Genomic DNA, 14204 nt, shown 5'->3' with positions numbered 1-14204 from the left:
TAAAATATTAATCGTAATATTGCAATGAACAAATAAACCAAAAAATGGGATTAGCAAAAACCGAAATGTTTACAGACCAACAAAATGAAATTGCATTATTTGCAAAAGCTTTTGGGCATCCTGCAAGAGTGGCTATTTTACAACACTTATTTAAAATAAACGCTTGTGTATGCGGAGATTTAGTAAACCAAATTGGTTTGGCACAACCTACCATTTCGCAACATTTAAAAGAACTAAAACACTTAGGTTTAATTAAAGGAAGTGTAGAAGGTACAAGCGTTTGCTATTGTATTGATACTAAAAACTGGAGCAAAATGAAAAATGTAATGCTTTCTTTTTTAGATCAAGATGTACAAAACACAGATTGTTGCTAAAAAAATTTAATCCATTAATCGTATAATTGCAATAAACAAATACAGCTAAAAAACATCTATAAGCAATACTTGATACAAAGTAAAACGACTAATAGATGTAACATAAAACAATAAAAAATTAGACATATGAAACTTTCAGAAATTAAAAACAAATTACAACAATTAGAAACGATTGCTTTTCAATTACCAAATGGCGAATTAGTACCAAATCACTTTCATGTTACTGAGGTAGGAAAAATAACAAAACACTTTATTGATTGTGGAGGCACTGTAAGAAAAGAAGAAGTAGTAAACTTTCAACTGTGGAATGCCAACGACTATGATCACAGATTACATCCTGAAAAACTAGTACATATTATTGAGCTTTCAGAAAAAACACTTGGTATTGAAGATTTAGAAATTGAGGTAGAATACCAAGGACAAACTATAGAAAAATTTGGATTAGATTTTGACGGAACCAACTTTCTACTTACATCAAAACAAACCGATTGCTTAGCAAAAGATGCTTGTGGAATTCCTGCTGAAAAACCAAAATTACAATTCTCACAACTTTCAACTACTAATGATGAGCCTTGCTGTTCACCAGACGGAAACTGTTGTTAAATAGTAACCAAACCTTCAAAAAAATGATAACCACAACATCCTCAACATTTCAAGAAATAGCAAATGTAATTGCTAGTTTAAATCTGCAAACTATTTCTAAAGAACGTCAAGCTGTTTTACAACCTTTAGCAGATTTTATACAAGAAAAAGTAAATACCAAGCAAGAAATTAGATTGCATTTTATTTGTACACATAATTCTAGAAGAAGTCATTTATCACAAGTTTGGGCACAAACTATGGCTAATTATTTTAATATTAAAAATGTGTTTTGTTACTCTGGTGGTACAGAAGCTACCGCATTGTTTCCTATGGTTGCTAATACTTTAGAGCATTCTGGTTTTAAAATACAAACCATTTCTGAAGGAAACAATCCTGTTTACGCTATAAAATATGCAGAAAATGAACATCCTATTATTGGGTTTTCTAAAAAATTAGATCATGATTTTAATCCTAAATCTGCTTTTGCTGCTATCATGACTTGCTCACAAGCAGATGGTGGTTGTCCGTTTATTGCTGGTGCAGAAAAACGTATACCTATTACTTTTGAAGATCCTAAAACTTTTGATAACACACCACAACAAGCCGAAAAATATAACGAAAGAAGCATACAAATTGCAACCGAAATGTTTTACATATTCTCCCAAATTCAATCTTAAAAATGGCTAATAAAAAATTAAGTTTTCTAGATAAAAATTTAACCTTATGGATTTTTATAGCAATGGCTATAGGAGTTTCTATAGGTTATTTCATTCCTAATTTTCCAGAATTTATAAATGCTTTAAGTAGTGGCACCACCAATATACCTATTGCTATAGGTTTAATTTTAATGATGTATCCTCCGCTTGCAAAGGTGAACTATTCCTTATTACCTAAAGTATTTAAAAACACTAAAATACTCTCTATATCACTTATTCTTAACTGGATTATTGGTCCTGTTTTAATGTTTTTTTTAGCCATTACCTTTTTAAGAGATTATCCCGAATATATGGTAGGGCTTATTTTAATAGGTCTTGCACGCTGCATTGCTATGGTTTTAGTATGGAATGATCTTGCAGAGGGAAACAGTGAATATGGAGCAGGTTTAGTAGCCTTAAATAGTATTTTTCAAGTATTTGCATATAGTTTTTATGCTTGGCTTTTTATAACAGTACTTCCTCCCTATTTTGGTTTTGAAGGTGCTATTGTTGACATATCGATAGCAACCATAGCAGAAAGTGTTGCTATTTATTTAGGTATTCCGTTTGCTTTAGGTATACTAAGTCGTGTTATTTTAGTGCCTTTAAAAGGAGAAGAATGGTACACTAAAAAGTTTATACCAACCATTTCGCCTATGACTCTAATTGCGCTTTTATTTACTATAGTAGTAATGTTTTCATTAAAAGGAGAGTTAATTGTAGAAATACCAATGGATGTGGTCATTATTGCTATTCCGTTATTGGTTTATTTTACCCTTATGTTTATTATTGGCTTTTTCTTTACCAAAGCTACTGGAGCCACTTATGATAAAACAGCTTCTGTTGCATTTACAGCTGCAGGAAACAACTTTGAATTAGCTATAGCTGTTGCCATTGCTGTTTTTGGGTTAAATTCCGGACAAGCATTTGCAGGAGTTATTGGGCCATTAGTAGAAGTTCCTGCTTTAATTTTATTGGTTAGAGTTTCCTTTTGGTTACGAAAAAAGTATTTTGTGCATGCCACTAATTAATTGGTATTGTTAGCGAAAATACGAGTACTACTTATGAAAAAAATAAAGGAAGACAATTCTTGCTTCTTGGAAATATTCATTTATAAAAAACGTGTAAATCTATTTATATATCACTTCTTAAAAACATATAAATTATTTGTTGGCTCTGCATTATAAAAAAAATCTTACAGCTATTCTTTTCGGTGTTTTATTTATTAATTTCGTGTTTTAGTACGTAAATAATTTTTACAAATACCTTATCCTAAGTTTTGAAAAATGACACAACACCGAAAAAGAAATAAGAATTTAGGTTTAGCAGAATTAATTGCAATTGCTCTAGGAGGCATGGTTGGTGGTGGTATCTTTACCATACTAGGTATTTCTGTTTCCTTAATAGGAAACCTTACACCAATTGCTATCATTATTGGAGGTTTAATAGCCTCTTTAGCAGCTTATTCCTATGTAAAATTAGGCCTTTATTATAAAGACGAAGGAGCTACTTATTCTTTTTTTAAACAAACCTATCCAGATTCTAATTTTTTGGCTTCAGCCATCGGTTGGTTTATTATTTTTGGTTATATAAGTACCTTGGCTTTATATGCTTATACTTTTTCATCTTACGCTATTAGTAGTAGTGCATTTGCAGATAGTATTTGGGTTAGAAAAAGTGTTGCTTTAGGTGTTATTGCAATATTTACTACAATAAACATTTGGAGTGTTAACGGAATGGGGAAAATTGAAGATTTAATGGTGTATACCAAACTTATTATTTTAACCATTATTTCTGTTGTATTAATAAATCACGGAACAACAGACTTTGGTTCTTTTATAAAGAATATGACTTTAGATTTAGAGCATTCAGGTCTTTTTTCCATCTTAATTGTTGCTTCATTAACCTTTGTTGCATTTGAAGGTTTTCAGCTTGTAATCAACGCTGTTAATGAAATGACAAATCCTGAAAAGAATATTCCAAGAGCTATTTATAGTGCCATTACATTAGCAGTACTGATTTATGTAGTAATTTCAATAGGAGCATTATTTGCTATTCCTACAGAAGAAATTATAAAGAATAAAGAATTTGCACTTGCCTCTGGAGCAGGAAATGTTTTAGGTACACTAGGAACCAACTTAGTAATTGCTGGTGCTATTTTAGCAACAAGTAGCGCGATTAGCGGAACCGTTTTTGGTTCTTCTCGTCAAATGTCTGTTATTGCAAGAGATGGTTATTTTCCGAGCATTCTAGCTATCCGAAAAAATAATAGTCCGCAAAATGCAATAATTGCTATGGCACTAATATCAAGTGTTTTAATTCTTATTGGAGGATTAGAATTAATTCTTGAATTTGGTAGTGTTACCTTTCTATTAGTTTCATTATTAATGGCTATTGCTAATTTTAAAATAAGAAAGAAAACAAACTCTTCAACTTTTGTAACCCTACTTTCTATAATAGGTTTAAGTATTGGTGGAATTTTAATTTTATATTATGAATTGACAAACAACTGGCAACAAATGTTAGCAATTATAATATTATATTTATTTCTTGCTTTTGGAGCCTGGAGATTTTCAAGAAAAAAAGAAAAAAATCATGTTTAATTAAATATTAATAAACTTCTTACAAAAAGAAACAACGTTTGTTACTGTTTCTAAATTAATACTAAAACCAAAAACTTCTTTTTTCAACTAAATCAACACATTGTAAAAAGAAATAGTACCTTTGCACTCGGTTTAAAAAAACACCTTTATTTATGAAACGTATCAACGAATACAAGAAGCTATTTAACGTAGAACAAGAAATGACTTTAAAAAGTTTAAAAACTACGTACAGAAGTTTAGTAAAAGAATGGCATCCTGATAAGTTTCAAGCAGGTGATGACAAAGCTGTAGAAGCAGAACTTATGAGCCGAAAAGTAATTGATGGCTACCACTTTTTAGTAAGTATGGCTCCTGAAACTATTGAGGCTAACAAAGAAGAATATGCTACTACAATTTCTAGTCCTATTGTAGATTGGCAACATAAAGGATTATTATTAGAGGTTACTTTTTTAGATGGTAACACCTATGAGTACTTTGGTGTAAACAAAGGTTTATATATTAAGTTTTCGCAAAGTGATAAACAAAACCGTTTTGGTAAACGTAGTATCTTTAACTCTTTTCCGTACAGAAAAATCAAGAAAAAGGACGTTGTAGCATAAAAGCAAACAACTTTAAATAATTTAAAAAACAAGGCTATTTTATAGACCTTGTTTTTTTATGTCTTTAAATCACATAAAAATACACCATAAAAAAGTGAAAGATTGCACCTGCTAATACAAACAAATGCCAAATAACATGATTGTATGGTATTTTATTAATGGCATAAAAGATAATACCTCCTGTGTATGCCAATCCTCCAGCAAATAAGCATAAAATACCATTATCACCAATAACCTCACTTAAATGGCTAAAGTCAAAAACTACTAACCATCCCATTGCTAAATAAAGTAATACCGAAAAAGCTTCAAAGCGTCCTGTAAAAAATATTTTTAATAGCACACCAAAGGCTGCAATACTCCAAACTGTATAAAACAAAGGCCACCCTAAACTGCTTTGCAAAGAGATTAATAAAATTGGTGTGTAAGTTCCTGCAATTAAAATATAAATACTTATATGATCTACAATTCTAAAATAATGTTTCTGTTTTTCGTTTTGCACATAATGATACAAAGTAGATGCCGCAAATAAAATTATAATAGAAATACCATAAACTACAACGCTAAAAAAACTCCAATCACTTTTATAGCTGTTTTTTAAAATAAGCAAAACAAGTCCTACAATACCAAACAAAACACCAACACTATGTGTCAAGGCATTTAATTTTTCTTCAAAAGGAGTTTGTATATGCATTTATGGTTTGTTTTTAGCAGATAACCATTTATTTGAAAGCGCATAAAAATCAAAATAAATAGCAGGTTCCTGTTTATCTAATACACCATTTTGAAAATTTCGTTGTAATATATCTTCAATAAGGTAATCTTCTTTTTCTTCTTCTGGATTAAACTCACGTTTTAATGAAATATCAAAAACACTTGCTGTGGTATTAAACCAAAAGGCTCGCCAACCACTTCGCAATTCTTTAATTAAATCAAAAGCTGTTTTCCCTGTTTGCCTATGTATCAACTTTACAAGTATTTGCCCTTCGGTTCTTGTTAGTTTTTTTAATTCTTCAGAAAACTCTTCTTCAATATATTTTTGCACACGTTTGGCATAAACTTTCTTTAAGCTATTTCGTTCTAAACCATCCATTCTTTCTTGCATTGTCTCTAGACGCTCTGCTGCAAGTTTGGCATAAGGATATACTTTTATGGTTTTTCGTCTTAAAATTAGATACCTTCTTCTATCTGCTCTACTATCAAATTTTAGTTTATTTAGTAGTATAACTTCTTCTAAATCTATAGCAGATTTTGCAATAGAATCTCCTGCAACTATAATATAATCATAGTCTGTAGTATCTTGTTTTACTTCTTTGGTTTGCCCAAAAAGCAACACCGGAAAAAGTAGTAGTAGTAAGTAACAAATGTACTTCATGTATTTTTAAGTAAAAATAAAATTGTTTCGATTTTTAATTTAAAACACCAAAATCATTCCAAAAATCAATTTTAAACCAAATCCACGCTTTTTTCTTAAATAGTATACTTTAAAGCTGTTTTACAAGCACCAAATATCCATTTCATAGCAATGGAGTAAAATTAATAATTTACGTCTTGTTAAACCCTAAAATAGTATTAATATTATTATTTTAGTGAAAAATTTTACACATGGCAAAAAAGAGCATACTTAATCAAAAGTCTATAGACTTTTTAGAAAAATATTTAAATAATGCAGCTCCAACTGGTTACGAATGGGAAGGACAAAAAATCTGGATGGACTATTTAAAACCTTATGTTGATGAGTTTATTACAGATACCTACGGAACAGCTGTTGGTGTTATTAACCCAAAAGCAAAATACAAAGTAGTAATTGAAGGACATGCTGACGAAATTTCATGGTACGTAAACTATATTAGTGATGACGGATTAATTTACGTGATTAGAAACGGAGGAAGTGACCACCAAATTGCACCTAGTAAAGTTGTAAATATACATACCAAAAACGGTATTGTTAAAGGTGTATTTGGTTGGCCAGCAATACATACAAGAAACAAAGCAAAAGAAGAAGCGCCAAAACCAGACAATATTTTTATTGATTGTGGTTGTGCTACTAAAGAAGAGGTAGAAGCTCTTGGTGTTCATGTTGGTTGTGTAATTACCTATCCTGATGAATTTCATATTCTTAACAAAGATAAATTTGTTTGTCGTGCCTTAGATAACAGAATGGGTGGATTTATGATTGCTGAAGTGGCACGTTTATTAAAAGAAAACAATAAAACATTGCCTTTTGGTTTATACATTACCAACTCTGTACAAGAAGAAATTGGTTTACGTGGTGCAGAAATGATTACACAAACCATTAAACCTAATGTTGCTATAGTTACAGATGTTACACATGACACTACAACGCCAATGATTGACAAAAAGAAAGAAGGTCATCTTGAACTTGGTAAAGGTCCTGTAGTAGCCTTTGCTCCTGCTGTACAACAAAAATTACGTGATTTAATTACAGATACTGCCGAAGCTAAAGAAATTCCTTTTCAACGTTCTGCTCTTTCAAGAGCTACAGGAACAGATACAGATGCCTTTGCGTATAGCAATGGTGGTGTTGCTTCTGCATTAATATCATTACCTTTACGTTACATGCATACCACTGTAGAAATGGTACATAGAGACGATGTAGAAAATGTGATTAAAATGATTTATGAAACGCTTTTAAATATTGAAGATGGCGAAACATTTTCTTATTTTAAATAATCTAGATTTTACATATAATTAATTAAAAGCCTCTGTAATAAGAGGCTTTTTTATTCTTACCTCTCTCCTATTTAATCTAAGTAAACTTTAGTAGCTTTATACCAATAATTATAAAGCAATTATGCCTTTACAAAACCAAAAACATCTTTTTGATCTTCCGGAAAATATTACATACCTAAATATGGCTTCGCAATCGCCTGCATTTAAAGCAATCTATGAAGCTGGTTTAGAAGGATTAAAGCAAAAAAACAGACCTTATACCATAAAGGGTTCCGATTATTTTGAACCTGTGGTAACCCTTAAAAAACTGTTTGCAGAACTAATTGATGTTAATGATTATAATAGAATCGCTACCATTCCTTCTGCTTCCTACGGAATTGCTACAGTTACCAACAATATTGTTTTAAACAAAGGAGATGAAATTTTAATAATAGAGGAACAGTTCCCGAGTAATTATTATTCTTGGAAAAATCTAGCAGACAACTATAATGCAACTATTAAAACGGTAAGTAAAAAGGAAGGAGAACCATGGAATACCAGTATTTTAAATGCTATAACAGATAAAACAGCTGTGGTTGCTATGGGAAATATACACTGGTCTAACGGAAGCTTATTCCACTTAAAAGCTATTAGTAAAAAAGCAAAACAACATAAGGCGTTACTTATTATTGATGGTAGCCAAAGTATTGGTGCTTTACCTTTTTCGGTGAAAGAAATACAACCAGATGCTCTAATTTGCGCAGGTTACAAGTGGTTATTTGGTCCTTATGGATGTGCTTATGCCTATTATGGTGCATATTTTGATAACGGAAAACCTATTGAAGAAAACTGGTCTAACCGATTAGGTAGCGAAAATTTTGCTGGTTTAACCAATTACCAAAACCAATACAAACCTTTAGCAAATAGATATCAAGTTGGAGAAAGTGGAAACTTTATACATGTAAAAATGCAAATTGCAGCATTAAAACAAGTTCTAGAATGGACACCTAAAGCCATTCAAGAATATTGTAAAACGATTTCTGAAGAAGCTGTATTAGCATTGCAAAAATTAGGTTGCCACATAGAAAAAGACTCCAAAAGAGCACATCACCTCTTCGGTATTAAATTACCAGACCATATAAATCTAGATGACTTAAAAGAAAACATGATAGATAATAATATTTTTGTTTCATTTAGAGGAGATTATATTAGAGTTTCCTGCCACCTATTTAATACAGCTGAAGATTTTAAACCTTTAATTAATTGCTTAAGAAAACATATGTAATTCTTTTATTATGGACGAATTAATAGACATTATTACCAAAGAAGGTAAACCAACAGGTAAACCTGCACCTAAATCTGAAATACACACAAAAGGCTATTACCATAACACCGCACATATTTGGTTTTACACTACAAAAGGAGAAGTTTTATTAGCCCAAAGAGCAGCTACTAAAGTGATTTGCCCTTTACTTTGGGATGTTTCTGTTGCAGGACATGTAGATGCTGGCGAAACCATTACACAAGCAGCAATTAGAGAGGTACAAGAAGAAATAGGGCTTACAATCTATGAAAAAGACTTAGATAAAATTGGTGTTTTTGAATGCTTTCAAAGCTATGCAAACGGTATTATCGATAATGAGTTTCATCATACTTTTATAGCAGCATTGCAAACAGATATTAAAACATTAAATTTTCAAAAAGAAGAAGTAGAAGCTATTAAACTAGTATCCATTTCAGAATTTAAAACACTACTAGAAAATAGCAAAAATAACAATCATTTTATAGCAAGCAATTATACCTATTATATGAAAGTTCTAGATGCTATTGGTTTAAAAACACAATAAGCCTACTATTGTTAAAGAATACCAATACAATGGTATTAATTACTACCAAAATAAAAACCCCACCTTTACGGTTGGGGTTTTATAAATCCTCACGATTGCTTCCTCAAAGTCCCTAATTAACTGATTACATAGACTAAAGATACCCCGTGATTTGTTATACTTTTTGGTTACAAATCGTGATTTATCTAATACAATAATAACTAAGATTTCAATTTTGAATATCTATTAAATTACAAAAACAAAACTAATTCTTAAATAGACAATACCTGTCTGTTTCAAATATTTTAAGGATTAAATATAAAAAAAATCAAATAAATGAAAAGACCTTAGGTACAAGTCTATTGAAGTAATAACACTAATAAAATTAGACGAATTAAAGGCTTATTACAGTGTAAACCATTTACTTGTTTTACATAAATGTACTGGCCATTTTTTGTATTCCATTATCTGCTTTCCTCAAAACGTTTTTAGTTAAAGCAACGTTTATGTTGTATTTGTTGATATTATCAATATTTGCTATCCAATCTTCCATTCTCATTTTACCTTTCGATTGATTGATGGTTCGCAACGTTACCGAAACATTTTCTGGACAGTTTACCACTTCTGCAATTTCTGCATTGGTTAATCGATCTCTATACGCCATAAATACTTCTTCAGAAGAACGTATGTGCTCATAATCATATCTGTCACCACCACGTAAGGTTTCTCCTGTATAGCAATCAGTGTAAAGCGCTATACCATCTCCACCTCTAGCCAAAGCTTCTTGATGCATTTGTGCTTTTACTTTGGTAAAGCGTTGGTCTATTTCTGCGCGATGGTATGGGCGGGTTGGGTTTTGCATTAAAAAATATTTATTGAAAGTTCTTAATAAACTTCTAAAATTAAAATAAAGTTAAATCTTAACAAGGCTATAAATCTCTAAAGTAAAATCATCATCAAAATCTTAATTTAAATTATTTTCCAACTCTTTGTTATAATTTGAAACATTGATTAATTTTATTTTTATTTCTACTGCTTTCACAAACACAGTATTTTTAGTTCCCTATCTCTAGAAAATGAAATATAATATTATAACAGCAACTATAACTCCTATAAATAAACCTTTTGATATTCCTTTTTCCTTTTGATCTTGTATTTCTGAAGTTATATTTAATTTATTAAAATTTTGTTCTCCGTATAACTCTTTGTACATGGAAATATTCTTATTATTCCTCCTGTTTTTTAAAGCAAATAAGTGTACTAGAGGTTTTAAAAATATAAGAAGTAAAGGTGCTAATAAAACAAAAATGTACAATATATCTTGTATATTATTTATTTGAGATAACCAGCTCATTACCATAAAAAATGATCCTAACAAAAATATCACAGCTATAAAGTAATTAATACGATAAAAGATCATACGACCTTCCTTTTTATTACTTTTAAATACATTTTTTATGTGATCATGATCTTCTGTTAAAAATAATTTATCTTCATTTCCTATTAGATAAGCCTTTATCGTTTTGCTTTTGGTTAAAAAATATTTTTTTATAAGTTCTTCTGTAATCATAATTTTAAAATTCTAGTGTACCACCATTTAGTAAATCATCAATATCTTGATTACTCACATCTGTAGCCATATTTGGGTTGTGAAATTCGTTTATTGCATTTGCTAACTTGCCTAAGGACATATCATTAGCATTTTGTTGTAACTCTAAAAAATCTTCTTGATTTTTCTTTATTTCTTCCTTTAAACTTAACAATTTTTCTTCATAATTTTTAAAAAACAAATCTGTTAATTCTTTGTTTTTCTTATGAAGAATACTTGTTTTATTCTTTAAGTCAAAGGTTTTAAGCACATTGGATAAGCAAGACAATGCTGTATCTACCATTAACATTTTACTTTCATCACTAATTTTATCAAAACGATTATCTTTAGTCATTTTACTGAAAAGTACATTAACTATGTACTCATTATTTTCGGCATGATTAATAACTAAATCATCATAAATCTTATGAATGTTTTCAGTTAAAAAGCTTTTGTTGACCGTAGAACTTAAATGATTTAGTTCTGTTTGGGTAATAAGTCTGTTTTCCATATTAAATAAGTTCTTTTGAAATATTTAATTCTAGCACTCCTTTTGAAGAAACAGTAAAATCTTTGATATGAGTAAGTAAATCCTTTAAAATAGTTTTATTCCCTTTTTCTCCGAAAATAGTTCTTATATTTCGTGAATTATTATTTAATTCTTCTAGAATATTTTCTTTTCTCTTTATTAATAAATTCATATCAACAAGATTTTCTGCTTTTAGTTCTACTTCTCTAACAATTTCTTTTTGAGTATTCTCGAAATTATCAATAAAAGGTTTACAGTAGGTATACCAATCAATTAAAGTCTCGTTGTATAAATTAACAGATTTTTTTGGAGATATTATTTTATAGAACAAATTGGGTTTAACCGGTTTTAATGATAATAAAAAGTTGTATTCTACCTTTTGAAAATCAACAACTTCAGTTAGTTGTTGATGTCTTAAATCATTAAAATCAACTTGCTCTTTTTTATCAATTAATTCAAGTTCAATTGTTCGAAATTCTGTCATTAAAAGCTTATTACTATCTCTTAATTCTTTTATTTCATGGTTCGAAATTATTTGTTCATATAAAGGTGAAATATCAACTATCAATTTATTAACTGCTTTCTGAGTAAATAATTTTAATTGCGGAATTAATTTATCTTTTAGTTCTGTATAAAATCTACCTAGTTTTAAAATATCGTTTAAAATTAATTCTACATCTCCTCTCATCCCGTCTTTCATTTTCTCAATGTCTAACTCTATTTGAGCGATTGTTTTATTAGCATCACTTCTTGATTTAATAACAGCCATACCTCCTTCAACTAAAAACCCTATTGCGGCAGATGCTGCAGCTCCTTTTAATTTTGATTTGTCTAATCTTCCTGCATTTGCTAGAGATGAAGTTTTGTTTAAAAAATTATTAAACTCCTTTTTTCCGGACATAGATACCGCAGACATATGTTGTTGATGCGCTTCTTTAAAAATTTCCACATTATCATTTATACTAGAAAAATAAGTATCTAATTTAGCATAACTGTCTTCAAAACTTTCCCAGTTTATTTGAGAAACATCAAATAATTCTGGTTCTGAAGATTTTATTTGATCCCCAAATAAATCAATCAATAGATTTAATAAATCTTCTCTGATTAGTTTTAATTTGTTTCTTGTTTTATCAAAATCATCGACCAAATTTAGATTTATATCTTTAACTTTTTCATGAACTTGAATAATTTTATTGTATTCTTTTTTGATTTCAAATGCATGTTTTTTTGATGCTTCAACTTTAAGACGCCCTGTAATCGACACCTCCTTTTTAGGTTTTAATACGTCAATATTTTGCTGAATAGTTTGAATTTCAAAATTACCATCTACCTCTTTTACCGTTTCTATTTCTTGTTCAATAAGTTTAAAATCATCTAAATCTAAATTTGGATCTTGAATTTCTAATGCTTCTATACGTTGTTCTACTCGATTTGGGTTATATACGCTGTTTTTCCCATCATTATCTAGAATATTATTGATAATAGCCTTTTGAATACTAGAAGAATATGAAGTTTTTAAATAAGCTTCTTTAAGTATTTGTTTTATATAAAGTCCTTCCTTTAGATTTATTTGAAGTTCTTCATTCAAATAATCTAATAGCATTCTTCTATTTATTATTTCTGAATCTACACTTAGTTGTTGCGCTTTTTTTATAACAGCTTCAACTAATTTTGTGTTTATGCCATCTGCATTTTTTTTTATAATTTCTGTATGTGTCATAGTATTTTCAAAATATTCTATCTTTTATTTTTCCTAACACCAACCTTTTTCTTTACACTGAAAATCAAACGAATAACTAATTTTATGATTTATAACCGAATTGAAAATCCAAGGAAATTCACATGAATAATCTAGAATTAGAAATAAACTTAATTACAGTTTTTGTTATAGTTTTTATTTGTATTTAATAGTACTTTTATCATACAGATACATTTTTAAACCGTACTATACTTAAATTCCCTTCAAACTTTAAATCAACGCCAAAGGTTTTGGCTTTTCATAAAGCCTGTTTATATAGTTAGCACTCAACTTTACAAGTACACCCCAAACTAAAAACCTAAAAGAGTTTTTAGAAACAGTTTGTACAAGCTATAACATATAGTAATTATTGGTTGATCTTTATTGTTGTGTTATTGTTCTGTTTTGGTAACTTCATCATATTTTAATTCAACTCTTTTATTTCTTTTTCCATATTCTACAATTACAGAGTTTGAATTTAAACCGATTATTCTACCATCAATAATGTCGCCTTTTCTATTAAAAACAACTTTATCTCCAACTTGTAATTCTATTTTGGCATTTGCATTTGTAATAACATTTACATTTGTTTTTTGAATTCCCCATACATCGCCAACAACCTTTACTTTTTTTCCATTACTTTTTACGTAAATTTTAGCATTTCTTAAAAACTCCCCTTCATGTTCTTTAGTCATATTGTCAACTGCTTGCTCTAAAGCATCTTTTTCAGATTTAGCTACCGATTCTATATCTCTTTCTAGTAAAACATATTGTTCACTATTATCTATGTTTCGGTTACTTATACCTGTTAAATCACCAATTCTAACGTAACTACCACAAGAGGTTAATGAAGCCAATACAATTGCTGTTAAGAGTAAATTTCTGTTTTTCATTTATTTAAATTATTATTTATAAGTTTTTAATTAATGTTGGTAAAAGGTCTGGTATAAATAACACTAGCTTGTTATTTAGCTAATTCTTCTATAAACAAACTCTTTAT

At 29.5% G+C, this 14204-nt stretch carries 16 protein-coding genes; 9 read left to right on the top strand and 7 right to left on the bottom strand.

Annotated features, from left to right (window positions below; translation table 11 throughout):
- The first annotated feature begins 44 nt into the window (after positions 1–44).
- The 6 genes from ACFSSB_RS01535 (at position 45) to ACFSSB_RS01510 (ending at position 4853) form a co-directional block, all read left to right on the top strand.
- On the top strand, positions 45–374 hold the full coding sequence (locus ACFSSB_RS01535; RefSeq protein ID WP_379900218.1) for an ArsR/SmtB family transcription factor: 330 nt from the start codon (positions 45–47) through the stop codon (positions 372–374).
- A 126-nt stretch (positions 375–500) separates the two neighbouring features.
- The gene (locus ACFSSB_RS01530) at positions 501–977 is read left to right on the top strand and encodes a DUF6428 family protein (protein ID WP_379900216.1); all 477 of its coding nucleotides are present in this window, start codon (positions 501–503) and stop codon (positions 975–977) included.
- A gap of 23 nt (positions 978–1000) precedes the next feature.
- The gene (locus tag ACFSSB_RS01525; protein ID WP_379900214.1) at positions 1001–1633 is read left to right on the top strand and encodes an arsenate-mycothiol transferase ArsC; all 633 of its coding nucleotides are present in this window, start codon (positions 1001–1003) and stop codon (positions 1631–1633) included.
- A gap of 2 nt (positions 1634–1635) precedes the next feature.
- Positions 1636–2682, top strand: coding sequence for an ACR3 family arsenite efflux transporter (gene arsB, locus ACFSSB_RS01520; protein WP_379900212.1), 1047 nt, complete (start codon positions 1636–1638; stop codon positions 2680–2682).
- Between the two features lie 255 nt (positions 2683–2937).
- On the top strand, positions 2938–4254 hold the full coding sequence (locus tag ACFSSB_RS01515; protein ID WP_379900210.1) for an APC family permease: 1317 nt from the start codon (positions 2938–2940) through the stop codon (positions 4252–4254).
- A gap of 152 nt (positions 4255–4406) precedes the next feature.
- Positions 4407–4853 carry a KTSC domain-containing protein gene (locus ACFSSB_RS01510; RefSeq protein ID WP_379900208.1) on the top strand — a complete coding sequence of 149 codons (447 nt, stop codon included), beginning with the start codon at positions 4407–4409 and terminating at the stop codon, positions 4851–4853.
- A 64-nt stretch (positions 4854–4917) separates the two neighbouring features.
- On the opposite strand, the gene trhA is transcribed toward ACFSSB_RS01510, so the two are convergent.
- Both trhA and ACFSSB_RS01500 read right to left on the bottom strand, forming a co-directional pair.
- Positions 4918–5544: a PAQR family membrane homeostasis protein TrhA gene (gene trhA / locus ACFSSB_RS01505; protein ID WP_379900206.1), complete on the bottom strand. Its 627-nt coding sequence runs from the start codon at positions 5542–5544 to the stop codon at positions 4918–4920.
- A complete protein-coding gene (locus tag ACFSSB_RS01500) occupies positions 5545–6225 on the bottom strand; it encodes a DUF4294 domain-containing protein (protein ID WP_379900204.1) in 681 nt (226 codons plus the stop codon). It abuts the gene before it with no gap.
- A 230-nt stretch (positions 6226–6455) separates the two neighbouring features.
- Here ACFSSB_RS01500 and ACFSSB_RS01495 point away from each other — a divergent pair, with 230 nt between their 5' ends.
- From ACFSSB_RS01495 to ACFSSB_RS01485, 3 genes are all read left to right on the top strand, one after another.
- The gene (locus ACFSSB_RS01495) at positions 6456–7544 is read left to right on the top strand and encodes a M42 family metallopeptidase (protein ID WP_379900202.1); all 1089 of its coding nucleotides are present in this window, start codon (positions 6456–6458) and stop codon (positions 7542–7544) included.
- Positions 7545–7665: 121 nt separating this feature from the next.
- A complete protein-coding gene (locus ACFSSB_RS01490; RefSeq protein ID WP_379900200.1) occupies positions 7666–8808 on the top strand; it encodes an aminotransferase class V-fold PLP-dependent enzyme in 1143 nt (380 codons plus the stop codon).
- A gap of 10 nt (positions 8809–8818) precedes the next feature.
- Positions 8819–9370, top strand: a complete 552-nt coding sequence (locus ACFSSB_RS01485) for an NUDIX hydrolase (RefSeq protein WP_379900198.1) — start codon at positions 8819–8821, stop codon at positions 9368–9370.
- A gap of 409 nt (positions 9371–9779) precedes the next feature.
- Here the strand turns inward: ACFSSB_RS01485 and ACFSSB_RS01480 are convergent, their stop codons facing one another.
- The 5 genes from ACFSSB_RS01480 to ACFSSB_RS01460 form a co-directional block, all read right to left on the bottom strand.
- Positions 9780–10211, bottom strand: coding sequence for a hypothetical protein (locus ACFSSB_RS01480; protein ID WP_379900196.1), 432 nt, complete (start codon positions 10209–10211; stop codon positions 9780–9782).
- Between the two features lie 207 nt (positions 10212–10418).
- Positions 10419–10919 (bottom strand): hypothetical protein, encoded by a 501-nt coding sequence (locus ACFSSB_RS01475; RefSeq protein WP_379900194.1) that lies wholly within the window; start codon positions 10917–10919, stop codon positions 10419–10421.
- Positions 10920–10923: 4 nt separating this feature from the next.
- On the bottom strand, positions 10924–11448 hold the full coding sequence (locus tag ACFSSB_RS01470; protein WP_379900192.1) for a hypothetical protein: 525 nt from the start codon (positions 11446–11448) through the stop codon (positions 10924–10926).
- A 1-nt stretch (position 11449) separates the two neighbouring features.
- Positions 11450–13186 (bottom strand): hypothetical protein, encoded by a 1737-nt coding sequence (locus tag ACFSSB_RS01465; RefSeq protein ID WP_379900190.1) that lies wholly within the window; start codon positions 13184–13186, stop codon positions 11450–11452.
- 410 nt (positions 13187–13596) lie between these two features.
- Positions 13597–14097 (bottom strand): hypothetical protein, encoded by a 501-nt coding sequence (locus ACFSSB_RS01460; protein WP_379900188.1) that lies wholly within the window; start codon positions 14095–14097, stop codon positions 13597–13599.
- Between the last annotated feature and the right edge of the window lie 107 nt (positions 14098–14204).

The sequence above is a fragment of the Lacinutrix gracilariae genome (assembly GCF_042684485.1).
GTDB lineage: Bacteria > Bacteroidota > Bacteroidia > Flavobacteriales > Flavobacteriaceae > Oceanihabitans > Oceanihabitans gracilariae.
This window is presented reverse-complemented; position numbering and strand designations above follow the sequence as displayed.